Genomic DNA, 18,052 nt, shown 5'->3' on the forward strand with positions numbered 1-18,052 from the left:
GAATCTAAAAAATAGTAAAGGTGAATTCATGAAGAATTCACCTTTACTATTTTACAAAGGGTTCTAACACGAATGAATAATTTTTGTATTTTTTGACAAAAAAATGCATTTCTTAAAAGGTCATCGACATAGTTACTGAAATTGTTACTATAATTAACGTATCACCTAATGAGTTAAAAAAACGCTTTTTTATCTTATTTTTATTTTAAGAAGGAGTATAGTTTTTAAAAAGTTTCAAGATCTCTTTTTCTGATGCAGAAAAATAAGGATTGATTACATTATTTTTTTTAATCCTATTAAAAACACGGTTTAATTTACCCATTTGATAAGTCTCTACAATAACTGGGTGTACATAATATTTGCGACATACATTTTTAGTATTCCCTAATGCAATTGCAGTTTCTTCATATCCTTTCAAAAGATTCTTTTTGATTTCATCTTCAGATTTCGTGTGATCACATTCAAGTAATGTATTGAAAAAACTAACTGATCCTGACCATGTTCTAAAATCTTTGGCAGTAAATTTAGCACCACATATATTCTGTAAATATTCATTTACATGATTGCTCTTAACCGTTCTTCTTTCTCCATTTTCATCAATATATTTGAACAACTCCCAACCTGGTAGTTCCTCACACCGATGGATTAATTTTATAAGTTTTCTATTGCGTACGGTAATATTATGCTCAATACCCTTTTTACCTCTAAACTGAATTTTCATTTTAGTACTACCTATAGTAATATGTCTTTTCCTTAAGGTGGTTAAACCGTATGATTTATTTTCTTTTTCATAATAGCTATTCCCTACTCGTATATGGGTTAATTCCATCATACGAATAACGAGTGCGATTACTTTTTCTTTATGCCATCCTTTTTTGTTCAAATCAAGCTCGATTTGTTTTCTTAACATAGGTAATTTTTTGCCAAAAGAATACATCTTACAGAACTTAGTTGTATTTCTAAATTTATTCCATTGTGAGTGGTAAATATATTGTTTTCTACTTTTTGCATCTCTCCCCACAGCTTGCAAATGACTATTTTCAATACAGCTAATTTTTACCTCATTCCATATAGGTGGAATAACTAAACTTTGTATACGTTGAAGCTGTTTTTTTTGTAAAATTTCTTTATCTCCTTTAAAATAAACAAAACCTTTGCCTTGTCTTTTTCTAACAATAGCTAAATCGCATTCATGCGTATATTCAAGATTATAATCAGATACTAAATCTTCGGTTTGAGGAAATGATTGTACTAGTGCTACTTTTTGAGTTCTCATTTTAATGAAATCTAAGATGTTTTTCAATAATTTTATTTAATTATATACTCTATAAATATAAATTAGAACTAAATATTAAATTAACTCTTTAACGATAAAAAATGCTCTAAAAATCCAAGCCTTAATAAAAAAATAATATCATCTATATACTCCAAAAAGCAATTGAGTTAATATTTTTTCTTTTACGATTAATACAAATATTTATTTTTTAATAGATTTAAAATCGCTTTAAAGCAATAAAACATAGTAACGTATTAAACAAAATATTACAATGCCAATACCAGTAACTCGTAAAGACCTTTATTTTAAACCTGATTCCAGTAGAGTTGTAGCCCGTTTTTTTAACAACGGAGATACAAGAACTATTAATTTAGTAAATCGAATAATGAGCTTGAACGAAGAAATGGTCAAGCAAGAGCTCGAAATTACTTTTGATGAATTTAGAGGACGGCATCGAAATATTACGGAGATATTTTTAAAACATGCAAATAATTATAAAAACTTAATCAATTCGATAGGTATAAATTATAACAAGTTGTCAATGGAAAGACGTCTTTTAATAGGCTCCTACTCTACCTTGGAATATTCTTTAGAAGCTGCTGCCTTATTCAACCCTTCCATTGTAGAGGATTTTGATCAATCTTTTTTATCTGAGGGTGAAAAAAGAGTGATACTTTCATTTAGGGCTACTGGCGAAGGACATTTATCTTCCATCGTTTTTAGAAAGGGAGTATTAGATTCTTCAAATAATCTCAAAATGGTGGAACCTCAGCAACATATTGACCTCCCTACTATTTCTAAGAAAAAATCTTATAACAAAAAAAGATTTATGAAGAAAATGGAAGAAATGAATATCCCTAAAGAATATTCTGATCCAATAATGAATGAGTTGCCAAATCGTTTTGAATATTATACCTTGAAGGAAGCTGTTAGAAGAATAATGGCTCATGAAATTGATGAACAAAAAAGAAAAGCATTAAAAGAGATGACTTGGTTAGTAAATTCTTATTATGATATTCAATTCCATGAAGATTCTAAAATATCAGGAAGAGCTATTTTACCTATCTCATCCTCTGAAAGCAGAGGGATTGAAGATGCTAGATTTGTACGTTTTACAGATGATGATGGTACTGAAACCATCTACGCAACTTACACTGCCTATGATGGTTTTACCATACTTCCTAAATTACTTTCTACAACCGATTTTATCAATTTTCGCATTATGCCTATGCATGGCTATGGCGCACAGAACAAAAATTTTGCGCTCTTTCCGCGAAAAATCAAAGGCAAATACGCTATGTTAGCAAGAATAGATGGAGTGAACAATTACCTTTTTTATTCTAACAGAATCACCCTTTGGAATGATCCTATAAAAATTCAAGAACCTAAATTCCCATGGGAATTTACTCAAATAGGAAATTGTGGTTCTCCCTTATATACTGACCAAGGATGGCTACTTATTACTCATGGTGTAGGTCCTATGAGACGATATTGTATTGGTGTTTCTTTATTAGATTTAGAAGATCCAACTGTTGAAATTGGAAGATTAAAAGAACCTCTCTTAACCCCTTTAGAAGAAGAAAGAGATGGATATGTACCTAATGTGGTCTATTCTTGTGGTAGCCTAATTCATAATAATCATTTAATCTTACCTTATGCCGTATCAGATTATGCTTCTTCCTACGTCACTGTAAATATGGATGATTTATTAAGAAAACTAAAAGAGTAAATGTTTCATTGCCTACAGGTTAATAATGCCTCATTATTTTTAAATAAAAAAAGTTTATTGAAATTCTTTTCAATAAACTTTTTTTATTCCTAACTACATTTCTTCAAAAGCTAATCTCGCTAACAAATAACTAATTGTAGATTCCGCACCTTGATTCAAATTCACATTAAATTCCTCCACTCCATCGTGGCAACCTCCCGTACAAGGATTATAAACAATTTGTTTTAAATGGTTATTACCCAAAAACCAACTAAAAGCAATTTCCATATTGTCATCATATCCTTCAAATGGGTACTGGTTATGAAATTGTTTTAAAGCCAAAATAGTATAGGCAACATCTATGGGTTGCTCTCCGCCTGGTTTAACTGTTTTTTGATCCGTTCCTTTGATTAACCAATTTTGATTAGAAATTACTCTAATGCTATTATTTACAAAAATTTTGGATAGTAAAAAATCGAAAGACTCTTTTGCTATCTCTTTAAATTTATGATCCTTAGTAGCTTTCCATGCATATAGTAGCGCTTCGGACAAAACACTATTTCCGTATGTAAGATAAGGTTCAAACCATTTCCACTCTTTTTCATGATTAAACTCATAAAGTTCCGTAAGTTTTCGCGCTATTTTATTTATAATTTCAGTGTTATTTGCATTATTTTCTTTTAAATTAAAAAAATACAATCCTTTAATAATAAAAGCAAGGGACCTAGGGGAATTAAAAGAGTGTAGTTCCTTACTAAAGCGGTTAATAGCCCATCGTACATTTTGGTATAAAGTAGTATCAATATCCAGACTTTCTTCCATTAAGTAATAGGCATATCCCAAAGCCCAAATAGCTCTTCCATTAGAATCTTCTAAGTTTACCTCATCATTTTGATTAGTGAATTTTTTATCTTTATCTACATAATTTAAGAATAAACAATTATCACGTTGGCAATTTAAAATAAAATTAATATAGGTTTTTGCTAATTTTAACTGTTCTTGATTTTTAGTAAATTTATAATATTCACAAATTGTTATAAGTGCTCTGGCATTATCATCTAAAGTATAACCAGAATCTAAGTCGGGTGAATTTACTTTAGAAAACTGAATCATTCCAACATGAGTTGTCATTGCAACTAAGTGCTCTAAATTGATTTTTGGCTTTTTATATTTTAACTGTACATTGTTTGGAATATTATCAGCAAAAATATGTGCATGTGAAATTGCTGCATTTTCCCAAGACGTAGAAGAAGAAGCATGTAATCCTTTCATTTTCATACTATATAATAAATCCTCATCTTTCAATAACTGATTCATTTTTTCAGCTAATTGTTTAGAATTTCCAAAATCAAATAACAATCCCTCACCATCCCTTAATACTTCCATGGCATGTGGGATAGGAGTAGAAAGTATAGGACAACCGCAGCTAACAGCATATGAAAAAGTGCCGCTAACCGCTTGATTGGGATCTTTAGAAGTAAACACATAACAATCTGACAATTGTAAATATTCTAACAACTCTGAAAGGGGCACAAATTTGTTTACAAATTGAACATGATTATTTATTTTTAGGTCATCAACTTGTTGTTGCAAACTCTCCATATAAGCATTTCCTTGCTCTTTGAATAAACTTGGATGTGTTTTTCCTACTATCAAAAAAAGTATATCAGGATGCTCTTTTATAATTTCGGGCAAAGCATTTAGAGTGGTCTCGATACTTTTTCCAGGTCCCAAAAAACCAAAAGTCGAAATGACCTTTCTTCCTAGCAAATTATATTTTTCTTTGAGGATAGATTTTTCTTGATGTTTTACTAAGTGAGTTCCGTGAGATACTATTTTTATCTTGTTTTCATCTACTCCGTAAGTATCTATTAATAATTCAGCTGATGATTTTGTCATTACTGTAACGGTATTGGCTAAAGCGACCAAGTCTTTAACATTCTTCTCCAATATTTTATTAGGATTTGGCAATACAGTATGAAAAGCAATAATGATGGGCTTTCTAATTTCGTTTAAAAAATTAAGTAATGATTCTTCATTGTTTTTAAACAATCCAAACTCATGTTGAATCATAACAATACCTATATCTTGATCCCTATTTATAGTTTGAGCCACTGATTTATAAGATTCAGCATCATCAGTAGTCAAAACGAAATCCACCTCACCCGGTTTATAATTATGACAATCTGTGCTACTTTCTAGTGCTCCAATTCGTATATCTAAGGAGTTATCAAATTTAGTATCTAATGCCTCTTTTAAATCATACGTATAAGTGGCAATACCACATTCTCTAGGTGGGTATGTAGCAATAAGTAGTATTTTAGGAATAGTTGTCCTCTTGGTCTTTATAATGCTAATTTTATTTCTTACTTTGTCTTTTTGCAAAGGCATATCAATGACTTTACTTTTTATATTTTTTTCGGTTCTCATGGGTTCAAAATTTTGTTTCTCCTTATTTCACTATTTACATTTAATAATGTCGTTATAACTATATTGGATTTATAGCAGGAACATTCAAGCTAATTTATAACCTTAAAAACGCTATGATTATCTTAAAAAAAAAAAATCTTAACCCAATCCAATTTGAATACGCTTGTATGAGTTTGAAAACATATTTTTGAAAGTAAATTATATTTTAATAGATTCAAAAATAAATCTAGCTATTACTATCAAAAAAAAATCACCTTCCAAAATCATCCTGCAAACGTACTATATCATCTTCATCAGACGGATTTTCAGAATCATTGTGTTGCCAAATTTCAGCTACAATTCCCCAAGAATCTAAACCTATAATACGATGACGTTCTTCTTTATCAATCTTTATAACATCACCTTCTAGGAGGGTTTGAAGTTCATCCTCTTCATTTGTTACGCTAGTTTTCACACCAACTGATCCCGAAAGGATTCTCCAAATTTCAGATCTTCTAAAATGATATTGCCAAGACAAACGTTTATGTGGTGCAATAATCAAAATCTTCGGACTTAACTTGTTCGATAATTGCATTTCCGATAGGTTCATATCTGGAAAAAATTTGAGTATAAACGATTTTGTTTGTTGTTCATCGATTACAAAGAAACCTCCCCAAGGTCGGGTTTGATCTTGTTCTATTATAGTTAAGTTTTCACGTTTTAAAAAGGAAGCAATTTGTTCAAAAACAACCTTTTTTTCTAATTCCTTAAATTTATTAAAATTCATAATTTTATTATTTTTGTCAAAACTAGGAAGGACTAACTTTATTTTTCACATCTATTCCCTTCTCTTTAAGTATATTTTTTTTTTGCTACTATTCACTTCATTATAGGTTTTGAAAATGCTATTCCATTTTACAAGCTATAACAGTGTAGCTAATTTATAAACTTAGAATTCCAATAATTATCTTTAAAGAGAAATTTATTAACCCAATCAAAGGAGGATTCCCTCATACAACATTTTGCTTCTTTCAACCTTCGCTTCTTGATATTGAATTGAAATAATAAGTAGTCTTATTGTATCTCCAAAAAATAGTTGCATTTTCAAATACAACAGGATATTATAATTGTAAGTAATGGATTTTATTCAATGTTGTTTTTTAAATTCAATAAAACAACATAAGATTATGTTATTTAGTTTTTTGATCTTTTGACTTTATGACTTAAAAACTTTAGACTGACTTACACTTTATTAGTTATTTTCATTTAGACAACAAAAAAGTCAATTGGGTTACTTTTTTTTTCATTTGCAACCATTTCTAACTGAAAGAGCTTTTTACTTTGTAAAGTAAAAAAAAGAACACGTTATGAAAAAAGAAAAAGAATTTACTCCTCAGCAACAAGAACTTCCTGGAGATCAAAATAAAATGAAACCAGAACCAATTTTAATACGCAAAAGTTATAATGGTTCAGGGAAATTAAATAACAAAGTCGCTCTTATTACCGGGGGTGACAGTGGTATAGGAGCGAGTGCCGCTTTACATTTTGCAAAAGAAGGCGCAAATATTGTACTTGTATATTTAAGTGAAACTAAAGATGCAATGTCCGTCAAAACACAAATTGAAAATATGGGCAGAAAATGTATCATCATAAAAAAAGATTTAACAGAAGAAACTAATTGTCAATTTTGTGTAGAAAAATGTATAGAAGAATATGGTCAATTAAATATTGTTGTGAATAATGCTGCAGTACAGTTCCCTCAAGATTCTTTATTAGACATCGATAAAAAGCAATTATTAAAAACTTTTGAAACTAATATTTATCCCTATTTTTATTTAACAAAAGCTGCTTTAGAATATCTTACTTCAGACGATGTCATTATAAATACTAGTTCAGTTACAGCTTATAGAGGTAGTGAATATCTTGTTGATTATGCAAGTACTAAAGGTGCAATTGTTAGTTTCACAAGGTCATTATCCGCACAATTAGCAGCAAAAAAAATACGTGTAAATGGCGTTGCTCCAGGTCCCATTTGGACTCCATTAATTCCTTCTAGTTTTGATGATGTAACCCAATTTGGAAAAGATACTCCTATGGGAAGAGCAGGTCAACCTTGCGAAGTAGGTCCAGCATATGTCTTTTTAGCGTCAGAAGACAGTAGTTATATCACTGGACAATTCATACATATAAATGGTGGTGAAATTATTAATGGATAAACAATATTTCATGCATTAAATCAATGTTAACAATGGGTGAGCTAATAAATTTTATTAGAATATTATTAATAATAGCTTTAAAAATCCCTATTATAATTCTCAATAGCATTAATAATTTCATACAAAAAGGATTATATTTGATATCAGTTCAATTTATTAATAATGATAATTTTATAATCTAAAACTAATCAGATGATCTCTAAAATGGCGGACTATTATTTTCTTGAAGGCGGTGGAGAAATGGGGAAACTCATAAGAGCAAAAGATTGGAGCAAAACCCCTTTAGGCGAACCTAAAAATTGGCCTCAAAGTCTACAAACAATGGTGTCTGTGATGTTGGATAACCCCTTTGGAATGTATATTGCTTGGGGAAAAGAATACACCCAAATTTATAATGATGGTTATAGACCTATATTAGGCGCAACAAAACATCCACAAGCTTTAGGAATAAGTTCTAGAGAAACTTTTTCAGAAATATGGCATATTATTGAGTCCATGTTTGATGGAGTGATGAACGGTACTCCTGTTGGTTTTCCAGACTTTATGTTACCACTTGACCGAAATGGTTTTATAGAAAATTGCTACTTTGATTTTGCTTATAGCCCTATCAGAATGGAAAATGGTGAAGTGGGCGGTGTATTGGTTACTGTTATTGAAACCACTGCTAAAAAGAAAGCTGTTGAAGATCTACAAGAAAGTGAAGAAAGATTTCGTACAATGGCCGAAGGAACAAATATTTATGTTGCTGTAAGCGATGAAAATAGCAATGCCTCGTACTTTAATAAGGCTTGGGTCGAACTTACAGGCCGACCTTTAGATAAATTATTGGAATTTGGATGGCTAGATCTAGTGCATCCAGAAGATAAAGAAACATATGTAAATATTTACCTAGAAGCTTTTAAAAAAAGAGAACCATTTACAGGAGAATTTAGAGTTTTAAATACTGATGGGGAATACCGCTGGCTATTAGCACAAGGACCACCAAGGTTCCGATCAGATGGTAGTTTTGCAGGCTATATAAGTTCATGTGTCGATATTACCGATCAAAAGAACATTGAGTTACAATTAAAAGAAAACAAAGAACAATTAGAATTTGCTATTGAGGCAGCCCAATTAGGAACTTGGGATTATAACCCATTATCCAATACATTTTCGGCAAACAGCAGACTAAAAGAATGGTTTGGTATACAAGAAGAAAATGAAACTGAACTTACTGATGTCCTTAACACCATTGCTGAAAGTGATAGAGAATTAGTAGCCTCGGCTATTCAAAAAGCTTTACAATATTCATCGGGTGGGAATTATGATGTGGAATATACCATTATAAACCCTATTTTAAAAAATGAAATTATTGTACATGCAAAAGGTAGCGCTTGGTTTAATGATGATAAAATTGCTTATCGACTGAATGGTACACTCGAAGATATAACTTGCAAAACCATGGCAAGACGCAAAAGCCAACAGCTTTTAAGTAATATGATCCTTGAAGCCCCTATTGGGATATGCTTACTAGATGCTGATACGTTAATATGTGAAAATGTAAATGAGCAGTTTATGGAAATGGCTGACAAGCATCATGAAGCTATTGTAGGCAAACACTTTTGGGACAGTTTTGCAGAATCAAAAGTAGATTATGAGGAAGCACTTGAGAATGTAAAAACAACTGGAATTCCATATTATGCTAACGAAGTGGGGTTTAAGAGCATTCGTAATGATAAAGAAGAAAACAACTATGTGACTTTTGTGTATGCTCCCGTAAAAGATGAAAAAGGCAACGTGACAAAAATAGCTATATGGGTTGTTGACAATACCAAACAGGTGCTATCCCGTGAGAAAGTTAAGGAAAGTGAAACCAATTTAAAACTCATGATTTTGCAGGCGCCTATTGCAATAGCTATTTTTCGCGAAGAAAATTATGTAGTTGAAATTGCCAATGAAAATGCACTGAAACTTTGGGGACGAACTAAAGAAGAAATTGTAGGCAAATCTATATTTACGACAATGCCTGAACTTTTGCCACAAGGAATAAAAGAACTACTAGATGAGGTAAAAAACACTGGAAACCGTTTTGCTGCTCCTGAACTGCCTGTCCAATTATTGAGAAATGGTTCGATGGAGGATGTTTATATCAATTTTTCTTATGAACCATTATATGATATGGATGGAAAAATCAATGGCATTATGGCGATTGGTTTTGATGTAACATTACAAGTGCTTGCCAGAAAAAAAGTAGAAGAAAGTGAGCAAAATATACGCACATTAGTCGAAAGCGCCCCTTTTCCAATAGGAGTATATACGGGTAAAGAAATGCGTATCACACTTGCTAATCAATCCATATTGAATGCTTGGGGCAAAGGAAATGATGTAATTGGAAAATTATACACCGATATTTTGCCTGAACTTCAAAACCAACAAATATTTGAACAAGTACGTGGAGTATATGCTACAGGAATTCCATATCATGCAAAAAACCAGCGGGTTGATATAAAAATAAATCACATTTTAAAACCTCATTATTTTAATTACAGCTTTACCCCCTTACTTGATTCAGCGGGAAAAGTATATGGAGTAATGAATACTGCAGCAGAGGTTACAGAATTGCATCAAGCAAAACAAAAAGTGGAAGAAAGCGAAAAACGATTCCGTGATTCTGTGGAACAAGCACCATTAGGTATAGCAATCTTCAGAGGTACAGATTATATTGTTGAAATGGCTAATGAAAATTATCTTTTACTAATTGATAAAAAAGAAGGGGAATTTATAGGCAAGCCTCTATTTAAAATATTACCTGAAGTTAAAAGTATAGTTGAACCCTTATTTCAAGAAGTTATAACCTATGAAAAAGCATTTTATTCAGCAGATTTACCTGTTATGCTCAAGCGTAAGGGGAAATTAGAAAAAGCCTTTTTCAATTTAGTTTATCATCCCTTGAAAGAAGATAATGGAGAAATTTCAGGCATTATGGTAGTAGCTACCGAAGTCACTGAAACTGTTAAAGCAAAACTTTTATTGGAAGAAAGTGAAAAAAATTTCCGCACCATGGTGATGTTGTCACCAATACCAATGACAATTTTAAGAGGTAAGGATTTTATTATTGAATCGGCAAATACAGTAATGTTTAAAAATATTTGGCATAAAAAAGAGGTTGATGTCATTGGTAAATCAATTTTAGAAGTTTTTCCAGAATTAAAAAAACAAAAATACCCCGAATTACTTAACAAAGTATTTACAACAGGTAAAACACACAGCGAAAAAGAATCTGTTGCTTTTGTACAAGGAGATGATGGGACAAAGAAATTTTATCTTGATTTTGAATATGCAGCCTTATTTGAACCTGATGGTACCGTTTCTGGAATTATGATTACTGTAAATGATGTAACGGATAAAGTAGAAGCCCGAATAAAACTAGAAGATGCCGAAGAAAGAAGTCGTTTAGCAGCAGAAGCTACAGAACTTGCTACTTGGGAATTGGATTTAAATACTAAAAATATTATCCACTCCCCACGTCTAGCAGTAATTTTTGGTCATGATGAATCTGCATTAATTTCACATTCACAAATGCGTAGTCAGATACATCCTGAGGATATTCACATTATAGTTGAAAAAGCTTTTAATGAAGCAATGATAACTGGTGTTTATAGTTACGAGGCTCGTGTCGTTAAACTGGATAAAACAATCTGCTGGATAAGAACACAGGGGAAAGTATTTTTTGACAAAGATAATAAGCCTGTTAAGAAACTAGGAACATTACGGGACATTACTGAAGAGAAAAAATATCAGCAGGTTTTACAAGAAAGTGAATCTAAATTCCGATTGCTTGCAGATTCCATGCCACAACACATTTGGACTGCTGATCCTCAAGGTAATATAAATTACTACAATCAATCTGTTTTTGATTTTTCAGGTTTATCTTTGGAAAAAATACTTAACGATGGTTGGTTACAAATAGTGCATCCCGACGACCGCCAAAAAAACATAGAGAAATGGACACAATCAATAACTACAGGTAAAGATTTTTTATTGGAACACCGTTTTCGAAGACATGATGGACAATACCGCTGGCAATTAAGTCGCGCCATACCTCAAAAAGATGAGAATGGAATAATTACTATGTGGGTAGGATCTAGTACGGATATTCAAGATCAAAAAATGTTTACAGATGAATTAGAAAAGCAGGTATCACAAAGGACAAGTGAATTAAATCAAAAAAATATTGATCTTGAAAAGATGAATAAAGAGCTCCAATCATTTACTTATATTTCTAGTCATGATTTACAAGAACCGTTACGTAAAATTCAAACTTTTGCATCTCAAATAATAGAGCGTGAATCGAAAAATTTATCAGAAAACGGAAAAGATAAATTTCAACGTATGCAAAATGCAGCTTTTAGAATGCAAACACTTATTCAAGATTTATTAGCATACTCTAGAACAAGCACTCAACAAAGAATATTTGAAAGTACTGACTTAGAAGCTATTATTAAAGAAATTAAAGAAGATCTAAAAGAGGAATTACAACAAAAAGACGCTTTCTTAGAAATAGGCGAAATGTGTGATGTGAAAGTGATTCCATTCCAATTCAGACAATTACTTTTTAACCTTATAAGTAATTCACTAAAATTTGCTAGCCAAGATCGAGCACCTCATATAAAAATTAATTGTGAAAATATTAATGATGTAACACTGATAAATCTTAATCTTCCAAAAAACAATAACTATATACATATAAGTGTAGTTGATAATGGGATCGGGTTCAATGAAGAATATAGTGAGAAAATATTTTTAGTTTTTCAACGCTTACATAGCAAGGAAGAATATGCAGGGACAGGAGTAGGTCTGGCCATTGTCAAAAAAATTGTAGAAAATCATAATGGAATTATTCTAGCAAAAGGGAAATTGAACCAAGGAGCTACATTTGATATATACATACCTTCATGATACTCGTTCTAAAATTTTACAAAATTTAAAACATAAATAAAATTTAACCCATATTATTCATCGCTCCCTTTCTCGTTTGGAGTAACGATGAATAATATGGTCTATATTGATTTGTGTATGGTACATCTAATGTCATTTCTAAAAAAATACGAAAAGATTTTAAACATAAAAACAGATTCAAAATAAACAATAAGTGTATTATTATGAATCTGCTTAGTAGTGTCTAAAACTGTTTAAAACCCATTAGCGAAATAGAAAGTTCTCTTTGCATACAGCAGATAAATTCATCTCCTCATTGCGAGTTAGTACCTTTTCAATTACTTCCCGTAATTTAGTGAAACTATTAGGTTTATTAATATAAAGATTAGCACCATTCAAATAAGACTCATCAATATCATATTGAGAAGAAGAAGTTGAATATATAGCTACATTAAGCTCTTTAAGATTGGGATTACTTCGTATCTCAGTCAAACATTGTAGTCCATTTTTAATAGGCATGTTTAAATCTAAAAAAATAAAATTGGGAAGCTGAATATCTGGTTGAAAGAGATAATCCAGTAGTTCTTGTCCATGAGAAAATAAAGATAAAGTCGTCTTTAAAGATATTTCTTCTAAAGCTTCACTAAATAACATCCTGTCATCTTCATCATCATCCGCTAAAAAAATATTTAAAAGACTCTTACTCATAGAAAATTTATTATGTATTGTTTAACTATTTTGATAAAAAACTGTGAAATTGAAATATAACACTAATGAGAAATGATTAAAAACCAATAGTAAAAACATCATCTGTTATATGGACAGTACAAATTTTAAGAAATTTTACTTAAACCAAAGATATTCTATTTAAGTGACAAAAAAATTATTTTTTTCGTTTTCATTAAAGTTTAACGTATTATATTATTTGAAATATAAAATAAAAATTACCGTTATTCAATAAATTAAGCAAGTCGAAAATATAAAAGTAGTAAAGTAAAAATCACAAAAAAGGTGGCAACCTTTTAATATTCAATAAATTGATGTACCAATTTCACTCCTTCCATTTTGGTTATAATTCCTCCTTCTAAAAAACGATAAAATACTTTCATCTATTGAAAAGTTATTTTTTTTAACACTGATGACTGATATAAAAATTCGGACAGCAATGTATAAAAAATAGTGCTTTTTTTTCACCTCCCCATTTGGTTTTAAAACCTTTGTGATTCTCAGTGTTTTCTCTTGGCGTTCTTCGTGAAAAAACTTTTTTTTACCCCAATCCTAATCTGCTTTGGCGAAAGCCCACAAAAAAAGGCTAGACGAATCTAACCTTTTACCTTATTCTATAATGTAATGACTTTTTAACTCAAACTTAAATTTTGATATACAAATTCATCTTCTATATTTTCTTCTACTAAGTATTCCGTCAATTTAGCAATATTCCCGACTACTTTGCCAATCACAATAATCGCTGGAGAGGAAATTTGCTCGTCTTGCACTAAATCTGTAATCGAACTAATCGTGCCTATTACTTTTTTTTGATCGGCTCTTGTACCGTTTTGAATAATCGCAATAGGCAAATCATCCGTTCTGTTAGATTGATAAACAGATACAATTTCGTTTAGCTTGTGCATTCCCATTAAGATTACGACGGTTGCTGATGATTGCGAGGCTAAAGTCACATCCTTAGACAATTTATGATCTGAGGTTGTTCCAGTAATTACCCAAAAACTTTCAGCGACTTTGCGTTGTGTCAAACTAATACCGTTTAATGCAGGAACTCCCATCGAAGAAGATATTCCTGGAACAATAGCGGTTTCTAAACCAAATTGTTGTGCATATTCAATTTCTTCACTACCTCTTCCAAAAACAAAAGGATCGCCACCTTTTAAGCGTACGACATGTCCATGTTGTTGTGCCATGGACACTATTAGCGCATTAATTTGGTCTTGCGTATAAGCATGACATCCTAGACGTTTACCCACAAAAACAATTTCAGCATCAGGAGCATATTGCAATAAGTCTTCGTTTACCAAAGCATCATACAATACCACATCAGCAGCTTGTAGCGCTTTTATAGCTTTCAGTGTAATCAACTCAACATCTCCTGGTCCTGCCCCTACAATCGTTAACTTAGGTGTATTTGACTTATTCATATTATTTTCATTTAAAAATTTAAAAACAGCAATGGCGTGTTCTAACTTTTGACGTAAAAAATCGACCATTCTATTTTTAAATTTGATTACTAAATTAGCTTTACTACGTAAATACTTAGACAAATATAAGTATTAATACGTAATAAAAACTAAAAAATAGCTCAAATTTTAAGTACTACCGAAACAAAATCTTTCTTTTAGCAACTATTTCATACAATTATATAAAACCGACTAGAATATTCCACCCCTAATTTGCTAATTATTTTTATAATTTTAAATAATCTGCTTTAAGCGGAATTAGCGCAAATTTATTCATACCTATTACTTTATATAAATATTTAAAATCTGCGACCCGACCGCTAGCGAATAGGCAAGCAATTAGCGATTGTTTTTAATTTCTATTTGTGTTTATTATACAAAAGCTTGTAACGCTTTTTCTATAATGCTCAAACAATCTTTTATTTGCTCTTCGGTAATTACTAATGGCGGTGCTAATCTGATTTTATTACCATGTGTAGGCTTAGCCAATAAACCTAGATCTCTAAATTTTAAGCAAATTTCCCAAGCCAAATCGGATTCTTCATCACAATCAATTACAATCGCATTCAACAATCCTTTACCTCTTACTAAAGTGATTAACGGATTCTTCTTCGCAATTTCGTTTAGTCCATTTCTTAGAATTATTCCCAAACGTTCCGCATTCTCCGCTAGATTTTCGTCTTTGATTACTTCCAAAGCTGCAATAGCAATGGCAGCAGCCACAGGATTTCCTCCAAAAGTAGAACCGTGTTGCCCTGGTTTAATCACATTCATAATCCCATCATTAGCCAAAACAGCCGATACGGGGTAAACTCCTCCCGAAAGTGCTTTTCCTAAAATCAAAATATCAGGTTGCACATTTTCGTGATGTACGGCTAACAATTTTCCAGTACGTGCAATTCCTGTTTGTACCTCATCAGCAATAAACAATACATTGTGTTTTTCGCATAATGCTTTGGCTTTCGTCAAATAACCTTCTGTAGGCACATAAACTCCAGCTTCACCTTGAATAGGCTCTACCAAAAATCCAGCGATGTTTGAAGAGGATTCCAATACTTTCTTCAAAGCATCAATATCATCATAAGCAATTTTCACAAAACCTTCTGTATAAGGACCAAAATTTTTTCGAGCACCTTCGTCATTTGAAAACGAAATAATCGTAGTCGTTCTTCCATGAAAATTGTTTTCGCAAACAATAATTTGCGCTTGATTTTCAGCAATTCCTTTCACTTCATACGCCCATTTTCTACATAATTTCAAAGCTGTCTCAACGGCTTCGGCACCAGTATTCATTGGTAAAATTTTATCAAAACCAAAATATTTTGTCACATACTCTTCATAAATACCCAATTGATCGTTATAAAAAGCACGAGAAGTCAAAGTCAATTTTTGCGCTTGCTCTATCATTGCTCCAACAATTCTAGGATGGCAATGCCCTTGATTTACAGCTGAATAAGCCGAAAGAAAATCATAATATTTTTTACCATCAACATCCCATACAAAAACGCCTTCTCCCCTATCTAGCACCACAGGCAAAGGATGATAATTATGAGCGCCATATTTATTTTCTTTTGCTATTAATACTTCTGATTTCGATGAAAGTTGATCTTGTACTTGTTGCATGATGTTATTTTTGAGTCATTTAAAATGCAAAATTAGTGATAAATACACCGAGGCACAAACATTCAAATACTTAATCTATTTTTATATCTTTATTCGCTGTTGAATCGTGTAAGTAAGTCTAAAATTTAAAAATTATAAAGTCAAAAGAATAAATGGTTTTATAAATAAATTTGAAACACGATCTTAAATAATATTGATGAATTAATTTTTTACAAATGAAAAAAACACTTGGATTCGTTTTGCTTTTACTAACACTCTCGTGTGCTAACACTAAGAGAAGTGATAGCAAACCAACCGCCAATGCAACTACATATCTTAAAACAATTACTGAATCCGAATTAAAAACGCATGTTTTTACCATTGCTGCTGACAGCATGGAAGGACGTCAAACGGGCTCTGTAGGACAAAAGAGAGCTGGGAAATATTTGGTTTCACAATACCAAAAAAATAAAATAACACATCCTGAAAGCCTAACTGATTTTTACCAAAACATTCCCTCCTCGTTCCTAAAAACAAGAAGTGGCGAACAACTAAATGACTCTGAAAATATTTGCGCATTTATTAAAGGAACCGAAAAACCAGATGAAGTTATTATCATTTCGGCACATTACGACCATATTGGACAAAGAAAAGAAAGCATTTTTAATGGTGCTGATGACAACGCTTCAGGAACGGCAAGTTTACTCGAAATAGCTCAAGCTTTTCAAATTGCTAAAAACGAAGGTCACGGACCAAAACGCTCTCTTTTATTCCTGCATGTTACTGGCGAAGAACACGGTTTATTGGGATCCAAATATTATTCTGAAAATCCTATTTTCCCTCTCAAAAACACCGTAAGCGACATTAACATCGATATGATTGGACGTCGCGACAAGGAACATAGCCTAACTAATAATTATGTGTATGTCATTGGCGCAGATCGTTTGTCAACCGACTTGCACAACATTGTTGTTGCTGCTAACGAAAAATACACCCAACTTGATTTGGATTTAAAATTCAACGACCCTAAAGATCCTAATCATTACTACGAGCGTTCCGACCATTATAACTTTGCCAAAAAAGGAATTCCATCGGTTTTCTTTTTCAATGGTGTCCATGCTGATTACCATCGCGCCACTGATACTCCTGACAAAATAGAATTTGATGCTCTCGTTAAAAGAGCCCAACTTGCCTTTGTTGTAGCCTGGGAACTCGCCAATCGCGAAAACCGAATTACGGTCGATAAATAATTATTTAATTTGAATAGAAAAATATTGTGTAAAAACGGAACACAGATTAAACGGATTTACACAGATTTTTTTTCTAATCCGTCTTATCCTCGGTCTACTAAAAATATAGTATTATTTTTTAATTTTAATAAGTCCTGATTGATAAAACGATATGGCTTTTAGAATAACTGCCTCAATTCGTTCTACAGGCAAGTCCTTGTCTGAATCTAAAAGCATGATTTTCATTCTCGCCCTTTTTTCTTGTATTAAAAAAGGTTCTTCAAACAAATTCCCTTCCACCAGACTAATATAGGGTTGTTGGAACTTTTTATGAAACCATAAATAGCAAAACATCTTGCCTTTGTAACTAAAAAAAGGACAGCCGTATTTCAAACTATGCGTGATATTTTCATCTTGCTTCATGATTATATCGCGCAAAGCCAAGTAAGTACCCTTAAGAGGTTCTTGTTGTTTGTCGTAAAATTGGTCTAGTGGTGTCATTT

The 18,052-nt window shown here is 31.8% G+C and carries 11 protein-coding genes and 1 pseudogene; 4 read left to right on the forward strand and 8 right to left on the reverse strand.

Features of this window, described 5'->3' with window-relative positions; genetic code table 11:
• Positions 1-205 precede the first annotated feature (205 nt).
• Entirely contained in the window at positions 206-1,276 is a 1,071-nt protein-coding gene (locus WBQ70_RS12265) for a DNA topoisomerase IB (RefSeq protein WP_423914647.1), read from the reverse strand.
• 271 nt (positions 1,277-1,547) lie between these two features.
• Between WBQ70_RS12265 and WBQ70_RS12270 the strand changes: the two genes are divergently transcribed.
• Positions 1,548-3,005, forward strand: a complete 1,458-nt coding sequence (locus tag WBQ70_RS12270) for a glycoside hydrolase family 130 protein (protein WP_423914650.1) — start codon at positions 1,548-1,550, stop codon at positions 3,003-3,005.
• A gap of 93 nt (positions 3,006-3,098) precedes the next feature.
• Here WBQ70_RS12270 and WBQ70_RS12275 read toward each other — a convergent pair whose 3' ends face one another.
• Positions 3,099-5,414 carry a glycosyltransferase gene (locus WBQ70_RS12275; RefSeq protein WP_423914653.1) on the reverse strand — a complete coding sequence of 772 codons (2,316 nt, stop codon included), beginning with the start codon at positions 5,412-5,414 and terminating at the stop codon, positions 3,099-3,101.
• A 250-nt stretch (positions 5,415-5,664) separates the two neighbouring features.
• Entirely contained in the window at positions 5,665-6,180 is a 516-nt protein-coding gene (locus WBQ70_RS12280) for a phosphoheptose isomerase (RefSeq protein WP_423914656.1), read from the reverse strand.
• Positions 6,181-6,760: 580 nt separating this feature from the next.
• Here WBQ70_RS12280 and WBQ70_RS12285 point away from each other — a divergent pair.
• Together WBQ70_RS12285 and WBQ70_RS12290 are read left to right on the forward strand one after the other, a co-directional pair.
• Positions 6,761-7,609 (forward strand): SDR family oxidoreductase, encoded by an 849-nt coding sequence (locus WBQ70_RS12285; protein ID WP_423914659.1) that lies wholly within the window; start codon positions 6,761-6,763, stop codon positions 7,607-7,609.
• A gap of 192 nt (positions 7,610-7,801) precedes the next feature.
• Positions 7,802-12,547, forward strand: coding sequence for a PAS domain S-box protein (locus tag WBQ70_RS12290; RefSeq protein WP_423914661.1), 4,746 nt, complete (start codon positions 7,802-7,804; stop codon positions 12,545-12,547).
• Positions 12,548-12,790: 243 nt separating this feature from the next.
• Here the strand turns inward: WBQ70_RS12290 and WBQ70_RS12295 are convergent, their stop codons facing one another.
• The 4 genes and pseudogenes from WBQ70_RS12295 to rocD all read right to left on the reverse strand — a co-directional run bounded on the left by WBQ70_RS12295 (position 12,791) and on the right by rocD (position 16,341).
• Positions 12,791-13,234 (reverse strand): response regulator, encoded by a 444-nt coding sequence (locus WBQ70_RS12295; RefSeq protein WP_423914664.1) that lies wholly within the window; start codon positions 13,232-13,234, stop codon positions 12,791-12,793.
• A 321-nt stretch (positions 13,235-13,555) separates the two neighbouring features.
• Positions 13,556-13,765, reverse strand: a pseudogene (locus WBQ70_RS12300) (hypothetical protein); the annotation flags it as partial.
• Between the two features lie 119 nt (positions 13,766-13,884).
• Positions 13,885-14,679, reverse strand: coding sequence for a uroporphyrinogen-III C-methyltransferase (gene cobA / locus WBQ70_RS12305; protein WP_423914691.1), 795 nt, complete (start codon positions 14,677-14,679; stop codon positions 13,885-13,887).
• Positions 14,680-15,090: 411 nt separating this feature from the next.
• Positions 15,091-16,341 carry an ornithine--oxo-acid transaminase gene (gene rocD, locus WBQ70_RS12310; protein ID WP_423914667.1) on the reverse strand — a complete coding sequence of 417 codons (1,251 nt, stop codon included), beginning with the start codon at positions 16,339-16,341 and terminating at the stop codon, positions 15,091-15,093.
• 215 nt (positions 16,342-16,556) lie between these two features.
• Between rocD and WBQ70_RS12315 the strand changes: the two genes are divergently transcribed.
• On the forward strand, positions 16,557-17,570 hold the full coding sequence (locus WBQ70_RS12315) for a M28 family peptidase (RefSeq protein ID WP_423914670.1): 1,014 nt from the start codon (positions 16,557-16,559) through the stop codon (positions 17,568-17,570).
• Between the two features lie 111 nt (positions 17,571-17,681).
• Here the strand turns inward: WBQ70_RS12315 and WBQ70_RS12320 are convergent, their stop codons facing one another.
• The gene (locus tag WBQ70_RS12320) at positions 17,682-18,050 is read right to left on the reverse strand and encodes a DUF1801 domain-containing protein (protein ID WP_423914673.1); all 369 of its coding nucleotides are present in this window, start codon (positions 18,048-18,050) and stop codon (positions 17,682-17,684) included.
• Between the last annotated feature and the right edge of the window lie 2 nt (positions 18,051-18,052).

It is taken from the genome of Flavobacterium sp. (assembly GCF_049590715.1).
Taxonomy (GTDB): Bacteria; Bacteroidota; Bacteroidia; order Flavobacteriales; family Flavobacteriaceae; genus Flavobacterium.